Source organism: Bradyrhizobium sp. S3.2.6, assembly GCF_040546885.1.
In the GTDB taxonomy this organism is placed as follows: domain Bacteria; phylum Pseudomonadota; class Alphaproteobacteria; order Rhizobiales; family Xanthobacteraceae; genus Bradyrhizobium; species Bradyrhizobium cytisi.
Window position 1 is genome coordinate 111,181 of the sequence record NZ_JBEPOS010000011.1, and the last position, 25,823, is coordinate 137,003.

Here is a 25,823-nt window from a genome sequence, read left to right on the forward strand (position 1 = left end):
GTTCACTGCAACAGCACGGGATAGTCCCGCTGCACCGCCTCGCGGATCCAGCTGGCCTGGATCGCGCGCGACAAAATCTGCCCGGTCTTGACGTCATTGGCCTTCATGCAGAGATCGACGATGCGGCGGACCGCGTCGTCGCGCATCAGATCGTCGCAGATCTTCATCGCGATTTCCATCGCGGCGCGCGCCGCACGTTCATAGCGTTCGCTCTCGCGCCTGTCGTTGCGCGCCGAACCTCCGACCGTCGCTGCGCTCGCAGTCGCAGCGTCACAAATGGTGCGGATGCGCGCGGCGGCTTCGATGTCGCCGAGCGGGCCATGGATCACCTCTTCCCAGACGTCCCCCCGCTTCTGCTTCGCGAACCACTTCATGACCCTGCCACCCGTGGTCTTCCCGCCACCGTGTTGTCGTCCTTCAGTCCACCCAGCATAGAGAACCGCAGCGAGATCGGCGAGGCGGTTTTTTGCGCCACATTCCTTGGCTCGCGACGCGCTCACGACGTCCGACGTGGCCCGATCGCCTCGAATTGTGCCTTCTGCTCGTCGTTCAGCGTGGCGTAAAAATCCTCCAGCGCCGCGCGAACCGATTTGACGCCATCGACCATTACGTCGAGCCGCTTGCGGACCGCGGCCATGCGCGCCGGCGGCGTCATCACATCGTTGGGCTGGCAGGCCGCCTTGAGCGATGCGCTGACCTTGCCGCTGGTATCCTGGAGCACCTGTAGCGCAGCGCGCTGGGTGTCGTTGGGATGAAGCCTCGCCTCGATGTCGGCGCCGGGCCAATCGAGCGCGGCGGACGCGCCGCAATTCTGGACCAGCGATCCATTGGTATTGCCGGAAGCGGTGGCGCGACGCTGATCCTCGGCCAGCGCATTGAAACGCGCCTTCTGCTCGTCCGTGAGCGAGCCATAGAATTTATCCAGTGCGGGCTGAACGAGATCGACGGCTTTCGCCATCGCCTCGATGCGCTGCTGCATCGCCGCCAGCCGGCCCGGCGCCGTCGCCGCAACCTGCGCCGGACAGGACGCGCGGATCATCCCCGCCGCCTGGATCGAGGCATTGCCGAGCTCGTCGAGGCTTGCACCTTGCGTCTCCGTCGGCTGCACCGCGGCTGCGATCTGGTCGATTGGCAGGCCGACGATTTCGCGGCGGTCGCTGCCGCAAAGCTGATCGAGCGCAACGCCTCGCGCTTGCCGTCGTCCCTGCGGCCGCTGCGGCAGATAGGCCGACAGGCCGTCATAGCCATAGGGCCCGAAGATGCCGGCATAGATGTCCGGGTAGCCGTAGCCCCAGAAGCCGAGACCGTCGCCCCAGATCGTGTAGTCGTAGAGATCGTTATAGGCGAACGGCCAGAACAACGGTCCGACCCAGCCATAGCCGCCCCCCGCATGTTGCCACCATCCGCTGCTTGCGCCATGCCAGCCGGCAAGTGCGGCCGCGGCCGCGATCTGGGCCCGCGCCGCCGGATTGCTGATCAGTCGGCCGTTGCGGAACGCGCTGGAGTGCGCGTTGAAGGCATTGCGGAAATGCGCAGGACGGACGCCCGCATTGCGGATCCGACCGAAGTTCGGACCACCATGTCGAGCTCCGGTTGCGAACCGCACCCCGCCATGATGCCCGCCGCCGCCATGCCCGTGTCCGAAGCCATGACCGCCAAAATGGCCGCCACCATGATGGCCACCGCCGTGCCCACCGCCATGGCCACCACCATGACCGCCTCCATGCCCACCGCCATGTCCGCCGCCGCCCTTTCCCAGAGCCGCGCCTGCCAGCATGCAGGCAAGCGCCATCACGGCAATTCCAATGACCGGTCGCAACATCGCATCCTCCCGCAGAGCCGCGCCATTGAGGCATCGGAAGTTGACGGGAATGGAACCGGCGTGGTGGGCGAAAGTTCCGCGACCGCGATGCAGCGCCGTGCGCTACGCCTCCGGCACGATCTTGCCGGGGTTGAAGATGTTTTGCGGATCGAGTGCCTTTTTCAGCGCACGCATCGCATCCAGCGCCTCGGGGCCCAGCTCGGCCTTGAGGTATTTCTGCTTGCCCTGGCCGATGCCGTGCTCGCCGGTGCAGGTTCCGTCCATCGCCTGCGCACGCTCGACCAGGCGATGCATGAACTCCTCGCCGCGCGCCATCTCGGCCGCGTCGTTGGTGTCACACACCAGCGAGCAGTGGAAATTACCGTCGCCGACATGGCCGACGATCGGCGACAACAGGTTGAGCCGCTCGAGATCTTCCTCGGTCTCGCTGACGCAATCGGCAAGCCGCGAGATCGGCACGCAGACGTCGGTTGCGACCACGCCGATGCTGTCGCCGGGCCGCAGCGCCTTGACGGACCAATAGGCATCGTGCCGCGCCTGCCACAGTTTTGTGCGATCCTCCGGCTTGGTGGTCCAGGAGAAATCGCCGCCGCCGCAATCCCTGGCGATCTCGCCGAACGCCTTCGACTGCGCATCGACCTCGATCTCGCTGCCGTGAAATTCCATCAGCAGCAGCGGCGTCTCCGGCAGCGTCAGCTTCGAATAATCATTGCAGGCCTTCACCTGCGCGGCGTTGAGCAGCTCGATGCGCGCCACGGGAATTCCGGTCTGGATCGCCATGATCACGGCCTGACACGCCCCATGCACGGTCTCGAACGACACTGCGGCCGCCGCGATCGTCTCGGGAATTCCGCGCAGCCGAATGGTCAGTTCGGAGATGATGCCGAGGGTGCCTTCGGCGCCGACGAACAGATGCGTCAGGTCGTAGCCGGCGGATGATTTCTTGGCGCGCGTGCCTGTGGTGATGATCTCGCCGTCGCCGCGCACGACCTTCAGCGCCAGCACGCTGTCGCGCATGGTGCCGTAGCGCACCGCATTGGTGCCGGAGGCGCGCGTCGAGGCCATGCCGCCGAGCGAGGCGTCCGCGCCGGGATCGATCGGGAAGAACAGGCCCTGGTCGCGCAGATGCTCGTTGAGCGCCTTGCGGGTGACGCCGGGCTGGATCACGCAGTCGAGATCCTCGGCATGCACCGCGAGCACCTTGTTCATGTCGCGCAAATCGATCGAGATGCCGCCGGCGGGCGCGTTGACCTGGCCCTCGAGCGAGGTACCGGTGCCGAAGGCAATGACGGGCACGCCGTTGCTGGCGCAGATCCGCACCACGTCCTGGATGTCGGCGGTCTCCTGCGCCATCACCACGCCGTCCGGCGGCTGGTTGACGATCCATGTGGTGGTATGGCCGTGCTGCTCGCGGACGGCCTGCGAGGTGATGAGGCGGTTGCCGAAGCGTGCGGCAAGCTGCTCCAGCGCGCTTGCGAGGGCTTTCGGCGCCGGCCGCGGCGGATTATTGGTGATGGTCGTACCCACGGACACTCCTCCCGACACAGGAAACCGTGGCAAAGGACATCTCACCGGTCAAGTCAAGCGACCGGACGCATAGCCAGGGAATGAGACATGCCGGAGAGTGCCGCCACCGCCCCTACGCCTAAGCCGTTCCGCAGCTCGATCATGCAGATCGAGCCGCAATGGATCGACTATAACGGTCATCTCAACATGGCCTATTACAACGTGATGTTCGACCGGGCGATCGACGAACTCTGGCTCGAGCTCGGGATAGGGCCCGCCTACAAGAAGGAGCGCCACGGCTCGACCTTCACCGCCGAATGCCATGTGCGGTACTTGCGCGAAATTCACCTCGGCGATCCCGTGCAGATCTTCGTCTGGCTGCTCGAAGCCGATGACAAGCGGCTGCACACGTTCGAGGAGATGCGGCACGCCACCGAAGGATGGCTGTCGGCGACATCAGAGAACATGTCGCTGCACATGGACATGAATGCGCGGCGCGTGGCGTCGTTTCCGCCCGACATCCAGCAACGCATCGCGGGAATCGCCAAGGCCCACAGTGCCGTGCCGCGGCCCGAGGGCATCGGCCGGAACGTATCGATGCCCTCGAAACGGTGAGCGCCGCTAGATCCTGGTGCGGCGGCGGGCAACGCCGAACACGGCCGAAACCAGGAACAGAATGACCGCGATGAAGAAGATGACCTTGGCGATCTCGACCGAAGCGCCGGCGATGCCGCCGAAGCCCAGGATCCCGGCGATCAGTGCGATAATCAGAAACGTCACAACCCAGCCAAGCATGGTCAAACCCTCGTCTTGATGTCTGTCTGCGTTCGGCGCGGCTGGCCGCGCCACCTGACGAGACAATCTCGACGCGGAAACGATGGTTCCGGCTCGTGCAGGAGCGAAATTCGCGCCGGCGTCAGGAACAAATTGGCCTGCCGCGCACGTGGAAAACCCGTTCCGGCCGCCCCATATAGGCAGCAATCCCTGTTATGAAGGCTCCCTTCCGCGACCCCGCGGTGCCATCGTGGGGCCAATGATTCGCATGACCGAGCCGAGCAAGATCACAGGCGTCCCCGACCATCAGCCCGCAGCCGGCGGCATCGCCGCGCGTGCGCGCGCCTCCGTGGGTCCGAAATACCTGACCGGGCTCAATCCCGAGCAGCGCGACGCCGTGGAGACACTGGATGGCCCGGTTCTGGTGCTGGCCGGCGCCGGCACCGGCAAGACGCGCGTGCTGACCACCCGCATCGCCCACATCCTGAGCCAGGGCCGCGCCCGCCCCTCCGAGATCCTGTCGGTGACCTTCACCAACAAGGCCGCGCGCGAGATGAAGCACCGGCTCGGCCAGATGCTCGGGCAGGCCGTCGAAGGCATGCCGTGGCTCGGCACCTTCCACTCCATCGGCGGCCGTATCCTGCGGACCCATGCAGAGCTGGCACAGCTCAAGTCGAACTTCACCGTGCTCGACACCGACGACCAGGTGCGGCTGCTCAAGCAGTTGCTGCAAGCCGACAACATCGACGACAAGCGCTGGCCGGCGCGCATGCTGGCCGGGCTGATCGACGGCTGGAAGAACCGCGGCCTGACGCCGTCGCAGGTGCCATCAGGCGAAGCCGCCGTCTTCGCCAACGGCAAGGGCGGCAAGCTCTATGCGAGCTACCAGGAGCGGCTGAAGATCCTGAACGCCGCCGATTTCGGCGACCTGCTGCTCGAAGACATCCGCATCTTCCGCGAGCACCCGGATATTCTCCGGCAGTACCAGCAGCGCTTCAAATACATCCTGGTGGACGAATATCAGGACACCAACGTCGCGCAGTATCTGTGGCTGCGGCTGCTGTCGCAGGCGCCGGCGAAGCCAGCCTCGCCGACTGTCATTCCGGGGCGGCTCGAAGAGCCGAACCCGGAATCCGGAGATGAGTCCTCAGCTCGAGATTCCGGGTCTGCGCCTTCGGCGCATCCCGGAATGACGGCGGTGGGCCCCACAAAAAACATCTGCTGCGTCGGCGACGACGATCAGTCGATCTATGGCTGGCGCGGCGCCGAGGTCGACAACATCCTGCGCTTCGACCACGATTTTCCCGGCGCAAAAGTCATCCGTCTCGAGCGCAACTACCGCTCGACCGGCCACATCCTCGCGGCCGCCTCGCACCTGATCGCGCATAACGAAGGCCGGCTCGGCAAGACGCTGCGCACCGAGGACCAGGACGGCGAGAAGGTCACGGTGACCGGCTCGTGGGACTCGGAAGAGGAAGCCCGCGGTATTGGCGAGGAGATCGAGCAGATTCAGCGCCAGGGCGAGAAGCTCAACGAGATCGCCATTCTCGTACGCGCGTCCTACCAGATGCGCGAATTCGAAGACCGTTTTGTCACGCTCGGCCTGCCCTATCGCGTCATCGGCGGCCCACGCTTCTACGAGCGCGCCGAAATCCGCGATGCGCTGGCTTATTTGCGCGTCATCAACTCGCCGGCCGACGATCTCGCCTTCGAGCGCATCGTCAACGTGCCCAAGCGCGGGCTTGGCGATGCCACCGTGCAGATGCTGCACGACCACGCCCGCAAGCGCCGCATTCCGCTGTTCGAGGCGGCGCGGGCCGTGGTCGAGACCGACGAGCTGAAGCCGAAGGCGCGCGGCAGTCTGCGCGACGTCGTCGCCCAGTTCGACCGCTGGCGCGCCCAGCGCGAGGTCACCGCCCACACGGATCTCGCCCAGATCGTGCTCGACGAGAGCGGCTACACCGAGATGTGGCAGAAGGACCGTTCGGCGGACGCCGCAGGCCGGCTGGAGAACCTCAAAGAGCTGGTGCGCTCGATGGAGGAGTTCGAGAACCTGCAAGGGTTTTTGGAGCACATCTCACTGGTGATGGACCGCGACAGCGGCGCCGATGAGGACGCGGTGTCGCTGATGACGCTGCATTCGGCCAAGGGCCTCGAATTCGACAACGTGTTCCTGCCCGGCTGGGAGGAAGGCCTGTTCCCGAGCCAGCGCACGCTGGACGAACAGGGCCGCGCCGGCCTCGAGGAAGAGCGCCGGCTTGGCCATGTCGGCCTCACCCGCGCGAGGCGGCGCGCGAAAATCTATTTTGCGACCAACCGCCGGATCCATGGCACCTGGTCGACCACGATCCCGTCGCGCTTCCTCGACGAATTGCCGGCGGCCAATGTCGAGATCACGGAGTCCAAGGGCGGTTCAGCCTGGGGCGGCACCGGCGGCTACGGCGCCTCGCGCTTCGACGACATGGAGGCGTTCGGCTCGACCTATTCGACGCCGGGCTGGCAGCGCGCCCAGGCCAACCGCAACAAAGGCGGCAGCCGCAATGGCGGCGGCGGACGCGGCGGCTTCGAGGAAGAGGCCTCGAATTTTTCGTCCTCTTCGTCATCTGGCCCCGATTTCGGCAGCTTCTCCTCGCGCCGCCGCGGGCCGCTGACGATCGAGGGCGAGCTGGTCGCCAAATCGACCGGCACGACATCCGAGTTTTCGCTCTCCGACCGTGTCTTCCACCAGAAGTTCGGCTACGGCCGCGTCACCAGGATCGACGGCAACAAGCTCACCATCGCCTTCGACAAGGCCGGCGAGAAGAAGGTCGTGGACAGCTTTGTGCAGCGGGCGTGAGTACACCCGCGTCGCCCGCATTTAACCCCGGCGGCTACGTTTTAGTGTTCCGGTCAGATGATTCCTTGGGGAGAAAGTCATGCTGACCGCAAGCCGCGACATTATTCGTCGTCTGGAGCGAGAGGGCTGGAAACTCGTGCGTGTGACCAGGTCGCATCACGTGTTCAAAAGTCCCGCTTCGGGCGAAACGATCGTCGTTCCGCATCCCGAGAAGGACTTGGGAAAGGGCTTGGTCCGTGCCATTTATGGCGGGCTGGAAGCCCGATTGAGGTCGATATGGCTCACTACATTGCCATCATTGAGGACGCAGGCCCGGACCACGCCGTCGGCGTGTGGTTTCCAGACCTACCCGGCTGCATTTCTGGCGGCGACGACATCGACGAAGCCTTGGAGAATGCACCGGAAGCGCTTGAGCTCTACGCGCAGGAGCTGATCGGGGACGGCCGCCAGCTTCCCTCGCCGAGGACGTTGACCGAACTTAAGGCCGATCCAGAGGTTGCCGAGGACCTCAGGAACTACATGGTCGCCCTGATAGAGTTGCCTAGCCGCGCTCACGCTGCCGAGTGAGGACTGTTCGCCGCATTGGCCGGACTCTCGACAATTCCCGGGCGAACGCCCCTTGACCATCGCGAACTTCCCCGTATCAGATGCAACCATGGTCCGGGGCTCCATCACACTGATCGTGTTTGCATTGGGGATGCCGTCGCTTGCGACGGCGGAGACCATGAGCTTTGGCGATTCGATCGGCCTGCTGGCAAAAAGCTGCGGTGCGGAAATCGTCGCCAATTGCCGCGGCGTCAATCCGGATTCCACCCGGCTGAAGGAGTGCCTGTCCCGCAACCGGGACGTGCTCTCCCAGCAGTGCCAGAGCGACTACCTCACCGCGTTCGACGCCATCCAGAAGCGCGTCGCCGCCCGTGTCACGGTCGCGAACGCCTGCCAGCGCGAGATCGTCAAGGTCTGCGGCGGCTCGACCAAGGAGACCAGCAAGTCGGTCCCCTGCCTGATCTCGACGCCCAAGGGCATCAGCAACAACTGCCTGAAGGCCGTCGACGACGCGGGGTACCGATGATGCGCGCAGCCGGGCACATCACCGCCGGACTCGGTTTCGCATTGGGCCTCGCTCTGCTCGCGGGCGCAGCAGGCGCACAGACGGCGCCGACCCGTGACGACATCGTCGGCAAGCTCAATCATTTCGAGGAGGCCCCCGAGCTCGACCTTCCCGCGCTGAAGCAGCAGGTGATGGAGCGAGCCAAGGCCAGGATCAAGAACGATCCGGGTCCGGTGAACCGGCCGCTGATCGCGCCCGATCTGGCCAAGCTGCCCGCCTTCAACGCCCAGATCCAGTTCGACGCCGACACGCCGATCATCCAGCCGGACTCCTACCAGACCGTCGGCCGGATCGCCGACGCAATGGTTCACGCCTCGCTGCTGCCCTACACGTTCCTGATCGCCGGCCATGTCGAGTCCAATCAGAAGACGCGGGAAGCCAACGCGATCCTGAGCCAGCGCCGGGCGGATGCGATCCGCGATGTACTGGTCAACACGTTCAAGATTTCGACCAAGCGGCTGCAGCCGATCGGCCTCGGCGAGGAGCAGCTCCTCGACCGCGCCAAGCCGACCTCGGCGGTCAACGGCCAGTTGCAAATCCTGACCTTTGCCAAAGTGCCCGAAGAGGCGCCTGCGCATCCGGCAGCGGGGCCTGCGCCTGCGGCGAAAAAGCCCGCCAGGAAGCATTGAGCGCGCGGCCTTCGCGCCTGGCGGAACCCGTTGAAGTCTTGGCTGATTTGTGACCTGTCTCACAGCGCGACAGCGCGGTCCTGCGCGACAATAGCGCCAGTTTGTGCACTGCCCTATCAGGTGCTATAGGCAGTCTTCGCCCTTCCCCGCCCCCGTGCCGTATGAGACCAAGATGGCTGGCCATTTTCAACGCCAACTGGCCGATTATGTCGAATACCATCGCGATCCCTGGAATTGCGCGATGCATGTGGTCGGCATTCTCCTGCTCTTCACCGGCGCGACGCTGCCGCTGACGCTGGTCCATTTCTCCGTGTTCGGGTTCGAGGTCAGCCTGGCGGTGATTTTGGCCCTGCCGGTGCTGGTCTACTGGCTGATGCTGGACGCCGGGGTCGGGCTCGGCATCCTCGTGTCGATGATCGTGCTGCTTTCGGTCGCAATCGCGATCGGCAATCAGGTCTCGCTTGCCATGATGTGGTCGATTTTTGCGGTGCTGATCGTGCTCGGCGTCGCATCGCAGATCGTCGGCCACAGGGTGTTCGAGGAGCGGCAGCCGTCGATAGTCGACCACCCCACGCATTTTCTGCTTGGACCGATGTTCGTGATGGCAAAATTTTACATTGCACTGGGTTTTCGTCGCGACCTTGCCGCGATTCTCGCGCCTCTTCCGAGCAACTCCCTTTCAACCCGATAGCTTTCTCGAAGCGGAACAGCAAAACCTACTTCATGACTCTCGTACTGGTTACCGGTGGCAGCGGTTTCATCGGACAGCATCTCGTCGAAGCGCTCCGCGCCCGTGGGCAGCGGGTACGTGTTCTCGATGTGCGGCCGCCGGCGGCCGCGAACGCGGACGTTGAATATCTGCACGGCTCGGTGCTGGACGGTGCCGCGGTCGATGCTGCGCTGTCCGGCGTCGATCAGGTCTATCACCTCGCCGGCCTGCCCGGCATGTGGGTCGCCAACAAGCGGGATTTTCACGACGTCAATTTCCGCGGCACCGAGGTCGTGCTTGCGGCTGCGATGAAGCGCGGTGTGTCGCGCTTCCTGCACTGCTCGACGGAATCGATCCTGTTTCCTTATGCGAACCTCGACGGCGTTGCCGCCGAGGAGGCGCTGCAGCCGGCCGACGCGATGCCCGGCGCCTACACGCGCTCGAAGTCGCTCGCCGAGCACCACGCGGCGAAGGCCGCATCCAGGGGCTTCCCGCTCGTGATCGGCACGCCGACCATGCCGATCGGTCCCGCCGACCACAATCTGACGCCGCCCACCGCAATGCTGTGGTACTTCCTGCAGAAGAAGGTGCAGCCGCATCTCGACTTCCTGGTCAACCTCGTCGACGTTCGCGACGTCGCCATGGGCCTGGTGCTGACGATGGAGCGCGGCCGCACCGGCCAGCGCTACATCCTCGGCGGCGATTGCGTCAGGCTCGGCCAGATCCTGCGGATGATGTCAGCGATGAGCGGACGGCGGCAATATCCGGTGGTCGTTCCCGGCAAGATCGCCGAGCTCTCCGCCATCATGCTGGAATCGATCTCCGACCGCATCACGCGCCGTCCGCCCAACGGCACCGCCGAGGGCGTGCGCATCGCGCTTGCCGCGAGCGACCTTTCAATTGGCAAGGCCCGTAACGAGCTCGGCTATGCGCCGCGCCCGATCGAGCCGGTGCTGCGCGAAACCATCACCCATCTGCTCGCCCGCGGCGGCCAGGCCGCGTCCAATGCCATCGAGCATCACGCACTGTCGTCGCGCGCGAGCTGATCTGCTCCCCAACCCAAAGAACCTTTCCGCATGTCCTTCGATTTCAGCAAGCTTCTCTCTGTCGCCTGGGGCGGCTGGACCACGACCTGGCCGACCGAACTCCTGGCCCTGATCTGGCTCGCCTTTCTCGCCAGCTGGGTGGGCGCCTCGTTCTGGCAGGGCCGCACCAAGAAGCAGGTCATGACGCTGGAGTCGCAGCGCTATCGTCTGCCGATCCTGGTCGGCGGCATCCTGTACACGCCATGGATTGCGGAAGTCATGGGCTGGAAGCCGCTCTGGGTGCTCAGCAACACGGGCATCTCCATCGCCGCGGTTCTCTCGGTCGCCGGCATCGCCTTCGCCTGGTGGGGGCGGCTGCATCTTGGAAAGTTTTGGTCCAACACCATCACCCACAAGGAAGACCACCGCGTCATCGACACCGGCCCGTACGGCATCGTGCGGCACCCGATCTACACCGGGCTGATCTTCGGCATGCTCGTCACCGGCATAGCGATCGGTACAGTGACGACGATCCTCGGCGCAATCCTGATCTCACTCGGCATGTGGCAGAAGGGCCGGATGGAAGAGGTGTTTTTGTCGAAGGAGCTCGGCGAAGATGCCTACGGCGCCTATTGCCGTCGCGTCCCGATGATCATCCCCTTCCTCTCGCCGCGCTGAAGTTTAGTCTCGTGTCCCGGACGCGTTGCAACGCTCTTGGCGTTGCGACGCAGAGCCGGGACCCAACAGATGGCGGTCGTAAGATGGGCCCCGGCTCAGCAGCGCACCGCGGAAGGCGCGCTACGCTGCGTCCGGGGCACAGCGCACAGTTCGACGCGCTGATGGGAACCGCCCCTTCATTCGTCCGTTTACGCCTCGACGCATGCACCGCAGAGCATCGAGCCATGTCGGACACCTACGATTATTTTCGCGCGCACGCGATTGCGGCCGTCCGCAAGGCGCGGGCGTTGCCGCCCGGACGGCCGAAGCTGAAGCAGCGCACGGTCGCGCGCGTCTATCACCTCCTCTCCAAGGAGGCCGCGCTCGCGCCGAACATCCGTCACCTCGATCGTTTCCGCGCGCCGCGACGGCTGGAGCTGCAGGTCCGCCGCTAGTCCCCTCGCCCATGCAAATTCGATCAGCAGCCATTCCACGGGAATAGACCTCCGCGGAGTTCCGCCGCGGTTGACCTTTTGACCGCGACCCAGTTGGATGCGCGCGCAAAACGGCACGGCGACAGTTCATCGTCGATCTGGAGAGTTCGACGATCAGGCAGAGATCAGGTCCTGGCCCGCGCGGGGCTTTGGGCGATCCGCATTGGACAGCGCCGCAGGGTTCGACAGGGGATTTTCATGACATTTTCCAGCATCTTTGCGCAGTTCGTCGCGTTCGTGGGCGGCATCGCGCTGCAATGGCGAAAGCTGTCGGGCACCACACCCGCGCCGGCCTGGGGCCAAGCGCCGGCGATTCCCGAAGCGAAGCCGCAAGGCGCGCTGCCGACGCTGAAGATGCCGACCGCCCGCGGCTGGAGCGAGGGCCAGAAGCCGACGGTCGCACCCGGGCTCAAGGTCAATGCGTTTGCGACCGGGCTCGACCATCCACGCTGGATCGAGGTGCTGCCCAATGGCGACGTGCTGATCGCGGAAGCGACGCAGATCGCGGGCGCCCCGAGGTCGGTGTTCCACTACGCGATGCAGGCGACGATGCGGCGCGCCGCGGCGCTCGGCGAGTCCGCCAACCGCATCACGCTCCTGCGCGACAAGGACGGCGACGGCGTCGCTGAATATCGCGGCGCCTTCATGGAGAACCTCAGCCAGCCGTTCGGCATGGCGCTGGTCGGCGACACCTTCTATGTCGGCAACACCGACGGCGTGATGGCCTTTCCTTACGTCGCCAATGCCGATCGCATCACCGCGCCGGGCAAGCGGCTCACCACCTTCAAGCCGAGCGGCCACTGGACGCGCAGCCTGCTCGCCAGCCCCGACGGCAAGAAGCTCTACGCCGGCGTCGGCTCGCTCAGCAACATCGCCGAGATGGGCATGGAGGTCGAGGAAGGCCGCGCGGCGGTCTACGAGCTCGATCTCGCCGCCGGCACGCATCGCATTTTTGGTGCGGGACTGCGCAACCCGGTTGGACTCGCGTGGGAGCCGAACACGAACGTGCTCTGGACCGTCGTCAACGAGCGCGACGGGCTCGGCGACGAGACGCCGCCGGACTACCTGACCTCGGTGCGCGACGGCGGCTTCTACGGCTGGCCCTATTGCTACTGGGGCAAGACGGTGGACGACCGCGTGCCGCAGGATGCAGCGATGGTCGCCAAGGCGCTTCAACCGGACTACGCGCTCGGTGGCCACACCGCTTCGCTCGGCCTGTGCTGGATGCCTGCCGGCACCCTGCCGGGCTTCCCCGATGGCATGGTGATCGGCCAGCACGGCTCGTGGAATCGCAGCACGCTGTCCGGCTACAAGCTGGTGTTCATCCCGTTCGAGAACGGCAAACCCTCCGGCCCCGGTCGCGACATCCTGTCAGGCTTCCTGTCCCCGGACGAGAAGGAATCCTACGGCCGCCCGGTTGGCGTCGCGATCGGCCCCGACAAGAAGTCGCTGCTGATGGCCGATGACGTCGGCAACGTGATCTGGCGCGTCACCGGCGCTTAGAGAGTTACGTCCCGACGCAAAGCGTGGCGCGCTGCTTGCGCAGCAGCGCGATCACGGACAGCGCGGTGATCATCCCGGTCTTGGGATTTTCGGATGGGATGTTCTCGATGCCCATCGAGAACCGCGCCGAATCCGCTTCGACCTCGATGCGGTGAACATTGCGCGTCACGGTGGGGTCGGCCCAAACCTGCATCCGGGTGCGATCGGGGCCGATACCCGCCAGCGACAGCGCAACGGCGACATTGACGTTCGCCGGGAAGCCCTTCGCCGCGTCGCGCGCGCTGCCCTCGAACAGTTTTAGCGGCTCGCGCAGATTGTCGAGATCGATCTTGTTCTGAACGATGAACGGTGCGCCCTTCAGCCCGTCGATCGGCTTGCGCGTAACCATCTTCACCGAATGAACGGTGCCGACCGCAGCTGCGTTGACCGCATCGAGCCCGATCAGCGCACCGGTCGGGACGAGGATGCGGCCGCCATTGGAGCGGGCGATATCGACGAGATCAAAATTATCGAGCAATCCGCCAACGCTGACCACGACCGCGGACCTGCCGCGCGTCACCGCCGGCTCGACGATGGAGCGCAGCTGGCTGCTCGGCGCGCATTCGACCACGATGTCGGCGGCGTCGCCGAGCTGGTCGATCGGCAAAACCTGCGGCGGACGGCGCAGGCTGCTCAGGAAGCTCTGGTGTTTCGCGGGATCGCGTACCGCCACGGCAGAGAGCGTCAGCCCCTCAATGCCCTGATCAAGCGCAGCTGCAATCTTGCTGCCGATCGAGCCCAGGCCTGCGATGGCAACCCGCAATTCGTTCTGAGCCTTCTGATCAGTCATCGCATCCACCGTTTGTCCAGGCCACTGTCATAGCCGCTCACGCTTCCCGCGCATAGCTGCGCAGGCGCGCCTCCAACACCGACAGTATCGCATCGCGGGCCGGATCGCGCGATCCGCGCAACCAGGCCGCCGCCAGCGGCAGCCGGCCGACAGGGCCGCTCTGCTTCGGACGGAGCGGTACGAAGCGTACGCCGGAGACCGCCATCCGCGTGGTCCAGCGCGGCACGATCGCAACCCCGAGCTTCGTTGCCACCAGATGGATGATGGTCTGCTTCTCGTCGGCCACCTGCACGATGCGCGGCATCAATCCGGCCTGCTCGAACAGCTTTATCGTGAGGTCATGGCTGTGCGGCCGCGAGCGACGGTCCGGGACCAGCATCGGCTCGTCGGCGATGTCGGCCAGCGTGATCGACTTGCGCGTAGCGAGCGCGTGGCGCTGCGGAAACGCCACGATCGCGGTCTCCTGAAGCAGAGGCCGGAACTCCAGCCGCTTGTCCGGCCGGTCGGGCGGACGAACGAAGGCGAGATCGAGCGCGCCGGTCAGGATTTTCGGCAACAGCCGGACGGTCTTGTCCTCCAGCAGCTGGACCGCGACCTCGGGATGTCCGGCGCGGAAGTCACGCAGCAACGGCGGCAGCAACCCCGCCGCCGCGCTGTCGATGGCGCCGACCCGCAGCCGCCGCGCGGCGCCGGCGCGCGAGCGGTTGCGCAGGTTACTCTCCACGGCTTCGACCCGGGCGAGGATGGCGCGGGCGTCGCGCAGCAGCGTCGTGCCGTCCTCGGTGAGCGAGACCGCGCGGGTGGTGCGCGCGAACAGCCGCGTCCCCAGATCCTCTTCCAGCAGCCTGATCTGGCGCCCGAGCGCGGACGGCAGCATCTGGAGATGCTGCGCGGCGCGGCCGAAATGCAGATGCTCGGCCGCCGCCACGAAGCATCGGAGCTGATGCAATTCCATTCGCGGATCCCCTCGTCTCACCGTAGGAGGATTATATCATTTTTTTGTATAAACCAGCGGCAATTGAGTCCCACTCCTGCCCACGCCTAGGCTCGCTGCCACACAACGAGAATCAGGACTTGAGGGAGGCCAGAGTGGCGAGCGAGATTCAGACGCGCGTGCTGCGCAAGATCACCTGGCGCATCGTTCCCTTCATCATGCTGCTCTACTTCGTGGCCTTCATCGACCGCGTCAATATCGGCTTCGCCTCGCTGACGATGAACAAGGACATCGGCCAGTCGCCGACCGTCTACGGTTTTGGCGCCGGCATCTTCTTCTGGGGCTACTTTCTGTTCGAGGTGCCCTCCAACATCATCCTGCACAAGGTCGGCGCCCGGATCTGGATCGCGCGGGTGATGATCACCTGGGGCCTGGTCTCGGCGGCAATGGCGTTCGTGCAGGGTGCGACCAGCTTCTACATCCTGCGCTTCCTGCTCGGCGTCGCGGAAGCCGGCTTCTTTCCCGGCATCATCCTCTATCTCTCCTACTGGTTCCCGGCTCGCCAGCGCGCCGCGGTGACCGCATTGTTCATGGCGGCAGCACCACTCTCGACCGTGCTGGGCTCACCGGTCTCCGGCGCGCTGCTGGAGATGGACGGACTATTCGGCTTCAAGGGCTGGCAGTGGCTGTTCGTGCTGGAGGCGCTGCCGGCCGTGCTGCTCGGCTTCGTCGTGCTTGCGTTCCTCACCGACCGGCCCGAGAAGGCGAAGTGGCTCGCCGACGACGAGCGGCGATGGCTGGTCGAGACCATGAATGAGGAGACCACCAGCAAGGCCGCGACCGCGAGCCATAGCATCTGGCGCGGGCTCGCCGATCCGCGCGTGCTGGCGCTGTCGCTGATCTATTTCGGCACTTCGGCCGGCCTCTACACGCTCGGCGTCTGGGCGCCGCAGATCATCAAGCAGTTCGGCCTGTCCACGCTTCAGGTCGGCTTCCTCAATGCGTTGCCGGCCACGGCTGCCGTCGTCGCAATGGTGCTGTGGGCGCGGCATTCGGATCGCACCGGCGAGCGCACCTGGCACGTCGTGTGGGCCTGCCTGATCGCCGCCGTGGGCCTCGTCTATGCCGGTCTTGCGGCCGGAGTCGTCGCGGTGCTGGTGGCACTGGCGCTGGTCAATATCGGTATCTCCTCGGCCAAGCCGCCGCTCTGGAGCATGCCAACGCTGTTCCTGTCCGGTCCCGCGGCTGCGGCCGGCATCGCCACCATCAATTCGATCGGCAATCTCGGCGGTTTCGTCGGTCCTGCCATGATCGGCTGGATCAAGGACCAGACCGGGAGTTTTGTCGGCGGGCTCTATTTCGTCGCCGGCCTGCTCGTTCTCTCGGCGGTGCTGACCCTGCTATTGTCGCGCGCGCAGACCGCGCCCGTCGAACCCGTCCCGCAATCCCACTGATCTCTCCAACGGAGCTTTCTCATGCGCACCCATTCGATCGCAGCCATTCCCGCCGACGGCATCGGTCCCGAGGTCATCTCGGCCGGAATCCGCGTGCTGGAGGCGCTGGCCAAGCGCAGCGGCGACCTCGCCTTTACCATCAAGACCTTCGACTGGGGCTCGGACTATTACAAGAAGCACGGCGTGATGATGCCGGCCGATGGCCTCACAGAACTGAAGAAATTCGACGCCATCTATTTCGGTGCGGTCGGCGCGCCCGACGTGCCTGATCACATCACGCTGTGGGGCCTGCGCTTGCCGATCTGCCAGGGCTTTGACCAATACGCCAATGTGCGGCCGACCAAGATTTTGCCGGGCGTCGCCTCGCCGCTGCGCAATGTCGGCATCGGCGATCTCGACTGGGTGATCGTGCGCGAGAATTCGGAGGGCGAATATGCCGGCATGGGCGGCCGCGCTCACAAGGGCCTGCCGGAAGAGGTCGGCACCGAAGTCGCGGTGTTCACCCGCGTCGGCGTCACCCGCATCATGCGTTACGCATTCCAGCTCGCGCAATCGCGTCCGCGCAAATTCTTGACCGTGGTGACCAAGTCGAACGCGCAGCGCCACGGCATGGTGATGTGGGACGAGATCGCAGCCGAAGTCGCCAATGAATTCCCCGACGTCACCTGGGACAAGATGCTGGTCGACGCCATGACTGTGCGCATGACGCTGCATCCGAAGAGCCTCGACACCATCGTGGCGACCAACCTCCACGCCGACATCCTCTCAGATCTCGCCGGCGCGCTGGCGGGCAGCCTCGGCGTGGCGCCGACCGGCAACATCGATCCGCAGCGCCGCTTTCCCTCGATGTTCGAGCCGATCCACGGCTCGGCCTTCGACATCACCGGTAAAGGCATCGCCAACCCGGTCGCGACGTTCTGGACCGGCGCGCAGATGCTCGAGCATCTCGGCGAGAAGGACGCAGCCGCACGGCTGATGAAGGCCGTCGAGCAGGTCTGCGCCGCTGGCGTGCTGACACCTGATGTCGGCGGCAAGGCGAGCACGAAGGACGTGACGGATGCCGTGATCGACGCGATCCACGGCTCGAACGTGTGATCTTCTCCCTCCCCTCGCAAGCAAGGCGAGGTGATGAGGTGACGAAGCACTACTTCCGCCCAGCCGGCGGAGGCGCCGGCACCGCCATCGCGGCCGCGGCGTCCGGCGGCGTCAAATGGCGCGGGACGATGATCGACTGACCGGGGGTGAGCGTCGCATTCTCCGGCAGCGAGTTGCTCTGCGCGAGCGTCCACAGCGGCACGCGATTGGCGGCAGCGATGCTTGCCATGGTGTCGCCGCGGCGGACCGGCAGCCGCACGCCGCTATCCCACAACTCGACCAGCGTATCCGCGGGCACCAGATAGCGCAGCGGCACGGCATCGACCTGGGTCTGCGGCGGGATACGCGGCAACTGCGTCACCATGTCGACGATCTGGCGGTGAATGTCGTCCGACTTCTCGATGTTGATGTGCGAGACCCGCGAGTTCTCCTTGAGGTCGTAGCTCGCATAATGGCCGCGGAAGCCCGGCACGGCCACCACATTGCCGCCGCCGAGCACGCTGTCGGAGAGGAAGATGTTGATGAAGCGCTCGACATTGAGCGGCACGTCATCGGTTGCATGGGCGGGGTCGATGGTGATGACGAGGCTGATCGGGATGTTCTCCTTGGCCGCCATCTCGGAGATGATCACCGAGCACAGCCCGCCCATGGAATGGCCGATCAGCACGATCGGCGCCGGCGCTTCCTTGTAGCTCGCAATCGCACGATCGCCGATCCATCGGCAGATGGTGAATTCGTAGACGTCGGCCGAGAAGCCGGCCTTGGTCAGCTTCTCGGCAAGCCGGTCCATGCCGGTCGAGAAGATCGGCCCCATCGCGCCGCGAAACAGATAGATCTTCGGCGGTGGCAACGGCTCGGCCGGCGGAAGTGGCGCGACGGCCGGGACCGCAGCCGGCTTCGGCTTGGCGGGCGAGGCCGCGGCCATGCCGGGGTTCAAGGCGAGCAGCGCAACCGCTGCCAGCACCACAAGTCGCCTTGGATCAATCATCAAGTCCCGCAGTCCCACCACAGGAGGCAGAGGCCTCCCCGGGGCTTAGTGACCACCGATTGGGTGGTTTTTGGGGCACGGAACCGAGGCCGCCGTCATCACTGCCTGCTCTTGAGTCGGTTGCGATGCGCGGCCTGCTTGGCGCGGTTGCCGCAGACCGCCATGATGCACCACCGTCGCGCGCGCCTGCGGGTGTGGTCGGCGAACAGCATCGTGCAGTTATGGCCCTCGCACGCCTTCACGCCGGAAAAGTCCTCCTCGCAGACGAACTTCGCCATCGCCTCGCCGACCGGCAGCAACAGAGACTCGGGCGACCGCCAGCGCCGTATCTTTTGCAGCGCGAGGCCGTCACTGCTCTCACCGTGACGTGACACGATCTGCCGGAACGCTTCATCGCGTTCCAAAAGACTATTCAACGGACCAAGCTCTTGCAGCGCCTTCGCCGTGAGCGGCCGGCCTGCATGCTTGCGAACAAAGCCTCTGAACCATTCGCGCAAGGCGCGCGCCTGATCGGCGACCTTGTCCAGCTCGCCCGGCAAGGCGCGCGCTCTCATCGCATCGAGCTCGTCAGATGGAACGAGCTTGGCCTGGCCTAGCCAGTCAATCAGCCCGGCGCCATCGTCGATCCAATCGACGGGCGTATCGACCGGGGTCGCAATCGAATTGAGGAAATCGAGACCGAGCGAGTCGGCAATAAACATGGCAGGCGGTCTGTTTGGCATGTGCGGCTCCCCCAGCCGGACGGAATACATTAAGATAACCTGTAAAATGGTCGTTGACAAGTTACTGTCAAGGAACGTAACCTACAAATAGACTTGAACAGGTTACGACGGAGAGATGAAGATGGCCCGAGGCAATGTCACGGTGGTCCTTGCCCATGGCGCGTGGGCGGACGGATCGAGCTGGGCGCGCGTCATCACCGCGCTCGGGGCCGAGGGGATCAAGGCGCAGGCGGCGCCGCTGCCGCTGACCTCCTTGGCTGACGATATCGCGGCCCTGAACCGCAGCTTGGATCGCACCGAGGGGCCGATCGTGCTAGCCGGCCACGCCTATGCCGGCGCGGTGATCGCACTCGCACGTCCTGCCCGCGTGAAGGCGCTGGTCTATGTCGCGGCCCTTGCCCCCGACGAGAGCGAGAAGGTTGCGGACGTGTTCTATCGCCTTCCGCCGCATCCGCAGGCGCCGAAGCTTGCTCCCGACGACAATGGCCTGATCTGGCTGCCCGAGGACGCCTTCGCAGCGGCGTTCGCGCAGAACGCCCCGGCGGAAGATCGTGCCGTGCTCGCGGCCGTGCAGCGGCCGATCTCTCTGAACTGCATCACGGTCCCGGCCGGCCGCCCGCTCTGGAAGGATATCCCGAGCTGGGTCCTAATCGCCGAGCAGGATCGCATGATCGTGCCAGAGACGCAGCGCTACATGGCGGAGCGTATGAAGGCGAACATCCGCGCCTTCCCCGTCGATCACACGCCGAGCGTCACGGCACCGGCGGCCGTCACCGACATCATTCGCGACGCGGTCCGCACCGTGAGCGGCAACTAAGGCGCCCTGCGCCACCGGCGTCGCGCCGGTGCCGTTCCAACTTTCTTAAGGCAACCCCAATGACGGAGACTGCCATGACCTCCACCAGATATCGCACCGCCGACATCGACGGCTTCAAGGTGTTCTATCGCGAAGCCGGGCCTATCGACGCACCGAAGCTTCTACTGCTGCACGGCTTCCCGAGCGCCGGCCACATGTTCCGTGACCTGATCCCGCTGCTGGCCGACAGGTTTCACCTGGTCGCGCCCGATCTTCCCGGCTTCGGCCAGTCCGACATGCCGTCGCGCGAAGCGTTCAGCTACACCTTCGACAACTTCGCGCGCGTGATCGAGCGCTTCACCGAGGTAATCGGCTTCGACCGCTTTGGAATCTATGTCTTCGACTATGGCGCGCCGACCGGCTTCCGATTGGCACTCAGCCGTCCCGAGCGGATCACGGCCATCATCTCGCAAAACGGCAACGCCTATGAGGATGGGTTGAGCGACGGCTGGACTCCGATCAAGGCCTATTGGCAGGATCCATCGCCCGCCAATCGCGACGCGCTGCGCGCCTTCCTCACACCTGAGACGACGCGCTGGCAGTACACGCATGGCGTACCCGATCCGACCCTGGTGTCACCGGACGGCCAGAACCTCGACAATTTCTATCTGGCGCGGTCGGGCTCCGATGACGTGCAGCTCGACCTGTTCGGCGACTACAAAAGCAATGTCGCGCTCTATCCCGCCTTCCAGGAGTATTTCCGCAAGCACAAGCCGCCCTTCCTCGCGGTCTGGGGCAAGAACGATCCCTTCTTCATTCCGCCCGGCGCCGAAGCGTTCAAGCGCGACAATCCCAACGCGGTCGTCAAATTCCTCGACACCGGTCATTTCGCGCTGGAGACGCATGCAAGCGAGATCGCGGATGCCATTCGCGCCTTCCTGGCGTAGCGAGAGCAGTCCGCTGCGGCGGCGTGCCTTCACCGCATGGACAAGACAATGCCGCCGCCGACATGGGTGTCGACGGCGGCATGATGAGGTCAGCCGCTACAGGCGAAAGGCTTCAGTTCCTGGCCGGCGCCACAGCTGCCGCCGAGTGCGCAGCCCGCGGAGCGCCGGGTTCGGCGACCGGTCCAGCCGGACCGCGCGAGCGGGCGATCGCGGCATCGATCTCGGCGATCACGCGGCGCTGGATTGCCTCGTTCTTGTCGATGGTGATGTGACCGACGCCGCTGCCGCGCACGTCGACATTGTCGAGCTTGCCGCGGAGACCGGACGCGGCCCGCACCGGCTCACCCGGACCGTCGCCTATATAGATGTTGATGTAGCGCTCGGCGCCGGTCGTCAGCTTGGTCTTGAACACGGAGTCGAGCCCGATCGCGAGCTTTACGGGCACGCCGAGCTGGTTAAGCTTGGCGATCATGTCGGGCAGCGCGGTCGCGCCCGATGAATGCCCAACCAGCACGATGGTCTTGAGCCGGCCCGCCTTGTAGTTCGCAGCCGCCTCATCGGCGAGCGAGGACCAGGACACGAAGTTCGCGACGGTCACCGGGATGCCCTGCGCCTGGAGGCGGGCGCCGATCGTGTCGAGCCCGAGCGAGAAGATGTTGAGCACGCCGCGGAGCAAATAGACATGCGTCGTCGCGGCAGCCTGGCTCGGCGCCGCCTTGGCGGTGGTCGGGCTCATGGCAACAGCTGACAGCAGAAGCAGGCAGATCGCCCACATACGGAGGGTGGACAACTGGCTGGCGCCGGCGGTGTGACGGCCGTTCGGTCTCATCGATCTTTTCCCTGGGGACATACGCTTCGCGATTGGCTGGAATCGTAGCCACGGGCCGCTCGCAGACGCAACAAAGAGCCGCGTGAACGGCGATCTTAGCCGCAATCCGTGACCATCGCGCAACACTTGCCTGAAACCTGCCACCGAAGCGCCTGTTTTGAGACCAATTTTCTCCAGCCAATTGCGACGGGGCAACGGCATTCCTATTTCAGGGCTCCGCTGCTCCCCGCCCGACAGGGTGCGGGTTCCAGCGCCTCCCTCCCCACCCCACCGGCCATCATGTCCTCCATCATTTCCGTCGCCAATCTGTCGAAGACCTATGGGTCCGGCTTCAAGGCGCTCAAGAACGTCAATCTCGACATCAAGCGCGGCGAGATTTTTGCGCTGCTCGGCCCCAACGGCGCGGGCAAGACCACGCTGATCTCGATCATCTGCGGCATCGCCAATCCCAGCGAGGGCAAGGTTCTCGTCGGCGGCGAAGACATCCAGACCTCCTATCGCAAGGCACGCTCGCTGATCGGCCTGGTGCCGCAGGAGCTGCACACAGACGCGTTCGAGAGCGTGTGGGCGACCGTGAGCTTCTCCCGCGGCCTGTTCGGCAAGCCGAAGAATCCTGCGCACATCGAGAAGATCCTCAAGGACCTGTCGCTCTGGGACAAGAAGGACAACAAGATCATCACGCTGTCCGGCGGCATGAAGCGCCGCGTCATGATCGCGAAAGCGCTGTCGCACGAGCCGCAGATCCTGTTCCTGGACGAGCCGACCGCCGGCGTCGACGTCGAGCTACGCAAGGGCATGTGGGAGGTGGTCCGCACGCTTCAGCAGTCCGGTGTCACCATCATCCTCACCACGCATTACATCGAGGAAGCCGAGGAGATGGCCGACCGCATCGGCGTCATCAACAAGGGCGAGATCGTGCTGGTCGAGGACAAGGCCACCTTGATGCAGAAGCTCGGCAAGAAGCGGCTGACGCTGCATCTGCAGCCCACGCTCGCCGCGCTGCCGGAGAGCCTCGCTCATTACGAGCTCGACCTTTGCGACAGCGGTGCGACGCTGGTCTACGATTACGACACCAAGGGCGAGCGCACCGGCATCACCAGCCTGCTCAGCGACCTCCGCACCGCCGGCATCCGTTTCAACGATCTCGACACGACCCAATCGTCGCTCGAGGACATCTTCGTCGACCTCGTGAGGGCGTCATGAATTACCGCGCCGTCCGCGCCATCTATCTGTTCGAAATGGCGCGCACCTGGCGCACGCTGCTGCAGAGCATCGTTTCGCCCGTGGTTTCGACCTCGCTCTATTTCGTGGTGTTTGGTGCTGCGATCGGCTCGCGCATCAGCCAGGTCGAGGGCGTGAGCTACGGCACCTTCATCGTACCGGGCCTCATCATGCTCTCGGTGCTGACGCAGAGCATCGCCAACGCCTCGTTCGGCATCTACTTCCCGAAATTCACCGGCACGATCTACGAGATCCTGTCGGCGCCGATTTCTTACTTCGAGATCGTGCTTGGTTATGTCGGTGCGGCTGCGACCAAGTCGATCATCCTCGGCCTGATCATTCTCGCCACCGCCGGGCTGTTCGTGCCGCTGCACATCCATCATCCGGTCTGGATGCTGACCTTCCTGGTGCTGACGGCGGTGACGTTCAGCCTGTTCGGTTTCGTCATCGGCATCTGGGCCGACGGGTTCGAAAAGCTCCAGATGATCCCGATGCTAGTGGTGACGCCGCTGACCTTCCTCGGCGGCAGCTTCTATTCCATCGACATGCTGCCGCCCACCTGGCGCACCGTCGCGCTGCTCAACCCGGTCGTCTATCTGATCTCGGGCTTCCGCTGGAGCTTCTACGAGATCGCCGATGTCAGCGTCGCCGTCAGCATCGGCATGACGACGGCGTTCCTGGTGATTTGCCTCGCCGTGATCTGGTGGATTTTCCGGACCGGCTATCGGCTAAAGAACTGACCGTCATTCCGGGCGCGCTCCGCGCACCCGGCGTGTTACCTGTAGCAGCGGAAATGGTGGTACCCATCATAATAGCCGCGACAGTGGCGGTGGCCGTGATAGGGGATACCCAAAATACCATCGACAGCACCAACAGCACCACCGACACCGGCGCCAACGACACCGCCGACAGCGCCGCCTACGGGACCAGCGATGCGGTTACCCTCGTAAGAACCTTCCTGAGCGCCACGCACGATGCCCTGGGCGTGGCTGGCTTGCGGCACGCAAGCCAGGGCAAGAAGGACGGCGGCGGCCGCGAAGAGCAGGCGGACGGGCAGACCCGCCGGCAACTGCGCAGCGGCAATACGAGCTTTGTTCATCTTGAATCCCCAAGGGTAAGTGGCGGCGACAGCCGCCAATTGGCAGGCCGTGTTCAACGCCCGAAGCGGCCAAATGGTTGCGCCTTTGTGACGAATTGTCGGCGTTGTGAAAGCAGCTTCCGCTCGCGAAAATGTCAGCATCGCCAGAGCCGGCGCGGCACAAAGCGGCCTTGCTTACGCCCGGCATCACGTTAACGATGGGTGCGGCAGGCCGCTGGAACGAAAGCCGGATTGCAGCCATAGTGCACGCCGGGGGACGGAGAGCCGCGGCGTTATTGTTTGAGCATGATCTTTTCGGAAAACCGCTACACACTTTTCCGGATCATGCTCTAGCGCGAACAGGCCGGAGGCCAGAATTCAAATGCGTTCCTTTTTCATTGCGTTCACGTCCCTGATGCTTTTGAGCGCGGGCACCGCGCAGGCCAAGGTCGACATTACGATCGACAAGGACAATCAGCAGATGACCGTCGTGGTCGACGGCGTCACGCGCTACCACTGGCCGGTGTCGACCGGCATCCCCTCGCGCGAGACGCCGGGCGGCGCCTTCCGCGCCTTCCGCATGGAAGAGGATCACTACTCGAAGGAATTCGACGACGCGCCGATGCCGCACTCGATCTTCTTCACCAAGATCGGGCACGCCATCCACGGCACCGACTCGGTCGGACGATTGGGCACGCCCGCCTCACATGGCTGCGTGCGGCTGTCACGCCAGAACGCTTCGACGCTCTACGCGCTGGTGCAGGAGCAGGGCGTGCTCAACACCACGGTGACGCTGACCGGGTCGGCGCAGGTGGCGCTGGCCCGCAACCCACGCGGTCGCGCCAACAATGCGGTGGCCCGCGCCCAGCAGCCAGCTGAGGAGCAATATGCGACCTCGGGCGATCCCGTGAATTTGACGCCGCCGATGCAGCCGGCCCGCCGCTACATGCCGCAGGACGACAACTACATCTATCCCGCCGACGGCAGCGACACCGGCGCGCGCTATCCGGCGCCGCGCCCGGTCACCCGCCCCTATGGCACGCAGGTCTACCAGCAGCTGCCGCAACCGCAGCCGACGTACGACCAGGGCTATGGCCAGCAGGGCTACTACTATCAGCAGCAGCAACAGCCCCGGCAGTATTATCAGCCGCGCGGCTATTACCAGCAGAACTGAATCTATCGTTTGAGATCGGCCCCGGGGTGGCGAGCGCGGCTTTGAGCTTGTCGACGGGCTCGCCGCTTCTGAGCAGCCGCCAGCCCCTCGGTCCAGCGCCCTCCTTGCGTCGCTGCGTTCATCTGCGCAAGTAGCGAATCAAAATCGTCGCCGCGCTGGGCGACGGCTGGCTTGGATATGGCCAGAGCGGCGAACAAGCGGGGGCGGCTCAATCGCGTCGCAGGCGTCAAACTGCAACTTTCGGAGCATACGGCGGCCGTTGCCCCTGTTGACCGCAGGAAATCGCGCCAACCTGGGCACGAAATGAGCAGCCGTGCGGCGCAGGAAAGCAACAGTCCCCAACCTTCAACGCCGCGGCGTTTGGGCCAAATTGACAACCTTGAGGTCGCCCGTATTGTCGTTCCGACTGTTTCTGGGAAATGACATGACACGCGAGCAGATTTCGGATTTCTGCGTTACGGCGCTAGCCAATATCCTGCGAATTTCGAAGGACCGCGTCGACACCGGCACGAAATTCAGCCGCCTCGGCCTCGATTCGGCGATGCTCGTCTATCTCATGATGGAGCTCGAGGAGAAGCTCGACCTCGAACTGTCGACGGATGACTTCTACGACCACCCTACAGTTGAGGCGCTGTCGCGATTTCTCGCCGACAAGCGCGCGCTCCGCTCCGCCGCCTGAGGGCGGCTGAA

General features: G+C 64.8%; 28 protein-coding genes and 1 pseudogene. 19 read left to right on the forward strand and 10 right to left on the reverse strand.

All coding sequences use genetic code 11. The features are described 5' to 3' along the window. Positions 1-2 precede the first annotated feature (2 nt). The 3 genes from ABID58_RS20510 to ABID58_RS20520 form a co-directional block, all read right to left on the reverse strand. Complete coding sequence (locus ABID58_RS20510; protein WP_354034228.1) at positions 3-374, reverse strand: hypothetical protein; 372 nt, start codon at positions 372-374, stop codon at positions 3-5. Between the two features lie 122 nt (positions 375-496). Further along, positions 497-1,822 (reverse strand): Spy/CpxP family protein refolding chaperone, encoded by a 1,326-nt coding sequence (locus tag ABID58_RS20515; protein ID WP_354034230.1) that lies wholly within the window; start codon positions 1,820-1,822, stop codon positions 497-499. A gap of 102 nt (positions 1,823-1,924) precedes the next feature. Then, positions 1,925-3,349 carry an FAD-binding oxidoreductase gene (locus ABID58_RS20520; protein ID WP_354034232.1) on the reverse strand — a complete coding sequence of 475 codons (1,425 nt, stop codon included), beginning with the start codon at positions 3,347-3,349 and terminating at the stop codon, positions 1,925-1,927. Positions 3,350-3,436: 87 nt separating this feature from the next. On the opposite strand from ABID58_RS20520, the gene ABID58_RS20525 reads away from it, so the two are divergent. Beyond that, positions 3,437-3,943, forward strand: coding sequence for a thioesterase family protein (locus ABID58_RS20525; RefSeq protein ID WP_354034233.1), 507 nt, complete (start codon positions 3,437-3,439; stop codon positions 3,941-3,943). Between the two features lie 6 nt (positions 3,944-3,949). Here ABID58_RS20525 and ABID58_RS20530 read toward each other — a convergent pair whose 3' ends face one another. Next, positions 3,950-4,123, reverse strand: a complete 174-nt coding sequence (locus ABID58_RS20530; RefSeq protein ID WP_148754131.1) for a DUF1328 domain-containing protein — start codon at positions 4,121-4,123, stop codon at positions 3,950-3,952. A gap of 238 nt (positions 4,124-4,361) precedes the next feature. Between ABID58_RS20530 and ABID58_RS20535 the strand changes: the two genes are divergently transcribed. From ABID58_RS20535 to ABID58_RS20580, 10 genes and pseudogenes are all read left to right on the forward strand, one after another. After that, a complete protein-coding gene (locus ABID58_RS20535) occupies positions 4,362-6,938 on the forward strand; it encodes an ATP-dependent helicase (protein ID WP_354034235.1) in 2,577 nt (858 codons plus the stop codon). Positions 6,939-7,017: 79 nt separating this feature from the next. Then, positions 7,018-7,122: pseudogene (locus ABID58_RS20540) on the forward strand (type II toxin-antitoxin system HicA family toxin); the annotation flags it as partial. A gap of 92 nt (positions 7,123-7,214) precedes the next feature. Next, positions 7,215-7,505: a type II toxin-antitoxin system HicB family antitoxin gene (locus tag ABID58_RS20545; RefSeq protein WP_148754129.1), complete on the forward strand. Its 291-nt coding sequence runs from the start codon at positions 7,215-7,217 to the stop codon at positions 7,503-7,505. An 88-nt stretch (positions 7,506-7,593) separates the two neighbouring features. Then, the gene (locus tag ABID58_RS20550; RefSeq protein ID WP_354034237.1) at positions 7,594-8,010 is read left to right on the forward strand and encodes a hypothetical protein; all 417 of its coding nucleotides are present in this window, start codon (positions 7,594-7,596) and stop codon (positions 8,008-8,010) included. After that, positions 8,010-8,678 carry an OmpA family protein gene (locus ABID58_RS20555; protein WP_354034316.1) on the forward strand — a complete coding sequence of 223 codons (669 nt, stop codon included), beginning with the start codon at positions 8,010-8,012 and terminating at the stop codon, positions 8,676-8,678. The genes ABID58_RS20550 and ABID58_RS20555 overlap by 1 nt, the downstream gene beginning before the upstream one ends. 172 nt (positions 8,679-8,850) lie before the next feature. After that, a complete protein-coding gene (locus ABID58_RS20560; protein WP_354034239.1) occupies positions 8,851-9,369 on the forward strand; it encodes an Mpo1 family 2-hydroxy fatty acid dioxygenase in 519 nt (172 codons plus the stop codon). A 32-nt stretch (positions 9,370-9,401) separates the two neighbouring features. Then, positions 9,402-10,433, forward strand: a complete 1,032-nt coding sequence (locus ABID58_RS20565; protein WP_354034240.1) for an NAD-dependent epimerase/dehydratase family protein — start codon at positions 9,402-9,404, stop codon at positions 10,431-10,433. 30 nt (positions 10,434-10,463) lie between these two features. Next, positions 10,464-11,090 (forward strand): methyltransferase family protein, encoded by a 627-nt coding sequence (locus ABID58_RS20570; protein WP_148754125.1) that lies wholly within the window; start codon positions 10,464-10,466, stop codon positions 11,088-11,090. Positions 11,091-11,314: 224 nt separating this feature from the next. Next, positions 11,315-11,524 carry a hypothetical protein gene (locus ABID58_RS20575; protein ID WP_148754124.1) on the forward strand — a complete coding sequence of 70 codons (210 nt, stop codon included), beginning with the start codon at positions 11,315-11,317 and terminating at the stop codon, positions 11,522-11,524. A 237-nt stretch (positions 11,525-11,761) separates the two neighbouring features. Beyond that, a complete protein-coding gene (locus tag ABID58_RS20580) occupies positions 11,762-13,066 on the forward strand; it encodes a PQQ-dependent sugar dehydrogenase (protein ID WP_148754123.1) in 1,305 nt (434 codons plus the stop codon). A 4-nt stretch (positions 13,067-13,070) separates the two neighbouring features. Here the strand turns inward: ABID58_RS20580 and ABID58_RS20585 are convergent, their stop codons facing one another. Both ABID58_RS20585 and ABID58_RS20590 read right to left on the reverse strand, forming a co-directional pair. Further along, complete coding sequence (locus tag ABID58_RS20585; protein WP_148754122.1) at positions 13,071-13,895, reverse strand: aspartate dehydrogenase; 825 nt, start codon at positions 13,893-13,895, stop codon at positions 13,071-13,073. Between the two features lie 37 nt (positions 13,896-13,932). Beyond that, positions 13,933-14,850: a LysR family transcriptional regulator gene (locus tag ABID58_RS20590; protein WP_148754121.1), complete on the reverse strand. Its 918-nt coding sequence runs from the start codon at positions 14,848-14,850 to the stop codon at positions 13,933-13,935. Between the two features lie 134 nt (positions 14,851-14,984). Between ABID58_RS20590 and ABID58_RS20595 the strand changes: the two genes are divergently transcribed. Together ABID58_RS20595 and ABID58_RS20600 are read left to right on the forward strand one after the other, a co-directional pair. Beyond that, positions 14,985-16,283, forward strand: coding sequence for an MFS transporter (locus ABID58_RS20595; protein WP_148754120.1), 1,299 nt, complete (start codon positions 14,985-14,987; stop codon positions 16,281-16,283). A 21-nt stretch (positions 16,284-16,304) separates the two neighbouring features. Beyond that, positions 16,305-17,378 carry a tartrate dehydrogenase gene (locus ABID58_RS20600; RefSeq protein WP_148754119.1) on the forward strand — a complete coding sequence of 358 codons (1,074 nt, stop codon included), beginning with the start codon at positions 16,305-16,307 and terminating at the stop codon, positions 17,376-17,378. Between the two features lie 49 nt (positions 17,379-17,427). Here ABID58_RS20600 and ABID58_RS20605 read toward each other — a convergent pair whose 3' ends face one another. Together ABID58_RS20605 and ABID58_RS20610 are read right to left on the reverse strand one after the other, a co-directional pair. Beyond that, positions 17,428-18,366 carry a LysM peptidoglycan-binding domain-containing protein gene (locus tag ABID58_RS20605; protein ID WP_354034242.1) on the reverse strand — a complete coding sequence of 313 codons (939 nt, stop codon included), beginning with the start codon at positions 18,364-18,366 and terminating at the stop codon, positions 17,428-17,430. Between the two features lie 98 nt (positions 18,367-18,464). Beyond that, entirely contained in the window at positions 18,465-19,088 is a 624-nt protein-coding gene (locus tag ABID58_RS20610) for a CGNR zinc finger domain-containing protein (protein WP_354034317.1), read from the reverse strand. 121 nt (positions 19,089-19,209) lie between these two features. On the opposite strand from ABID58_RS20610, the gene ABID58_RS20615 reads away from it, so the two are divergent. Both ABID58_RS20615 and ABID58_RS20620 read left to right on the forward strand, forming a co-directional pair. Continuing rightward, positions 19,210-19,905 (forward strand): alpha/beta fold hydrolase, encoded by a 696-nt coding sequence (locus ABID58_RS20615; protein ID WP_354034318.1) that lies wholly within the window; start codon positions 19,210-19,212, stop codon positions 19,903-19,905. 74 nt (positions 19,906-19,979) lie between these two features. Then, the gene (locus tag ABID58_RS20620) at positions 19,980-20,831 is read left to right on the forward strand and encodes an alpha/beta fold hydrolase (protein ID WP_354034244.1); all 852 of its coding nucleotides are present in this window, start codon (positions 19,980-19,982) and stop codon (positions 20,829-20,831) included. A 112-nt stretch (positions 20,832-20,943) separates the two neighbouring features. Here the strand turns inward: ABID58_RS20620 and ABID58_RS20625 are convergent, their stop codons facing one another. Beyond that, positions 20,944-21,660 (reverse strand): hypothetical protein, encoded by a 717-nt coding sequence (locus ABID58_RS20625; RefSeq protein WP_354034246.1) that lies wholly within the window; start codon positions 21,658-21,660, stop codon positions 20,944-20,946. 279 nt (positions 21,661-21,939) lie between these two features. On the opposite strand from ABID58_RS20625, the gene ABID58_RS20630 reads away from it, so the two are divergent. Next, positions 21,940-22,863, forward strand: a complete 924-nt coding sequence (locus ABID58_RS20630) for an ABC transporter ATP-binding protein (protein ID WP_148754116.1) — start codon at positions 21,940-21,942, stop codon at positions 22,861-22,863. After that, positions 22,860-23,621: an ABC transporter permease gene (locus ABID58_RS20635; RefSeq protein WP_148754115.1), complete on the forward strand. Its 762-nt coding sequence runs from the start codon at positions 22,860-22,862 to the stop codon at positions 23,619-23,621. Before ABID58_RS20630 ends, ABID58_RS20635 begins: the two co-directional genes overlap by 4 nt. A gap of 35 nt (positions 23,622-23,656) precedes the next feature. On the opposite strand, the gene ABID58_RS20640 is transcribed toward ABID58_RS20635, so the two are convergent. Next, entirely contained in the window at positions 23,657-23,980 is a 324-nt protein-coding gene (locus tag ABID58_RS20640; RefSeq protein ID WP_148754114.1) for a hypothetical protein, read from the reverse strand. Between the two features lie 361 nt (positions 23,981-24,341). Between ABID58_RS20640 and ABID58_RS20645 the strand changes: the two genes are divergently transcribed. Together ABID58_RS20645 and ABID58_RS20650 are read left to right on the forward strand one after the other, a co-directional pair. After that, on the forward strand, positions 24,342-25,133 hold the full coding sequence (locus ABID58_RS20645; RefSeq protein WP_354034248.1) for a L,D-transpeptidase: 792 nt from the start codon (positions 24,342-24,344) through the stop codon (positions 25,131-25,133). 424 nt (positions 25,134-25,557) lie between these two features. Beyond that, positions 25,558-25,812: an acyl carrier protein gene (locus ABID58_RS20650; protein WP_148754112.1), complete on the forward strand. Its 255-nt coding sequence runs from the start codon at positions 25,558-25,560 to the stop codon at positions 25,810-25,812. The last annotated feature ends 11 nt before the right edge of the window (positions 25,813-25,823 follow it).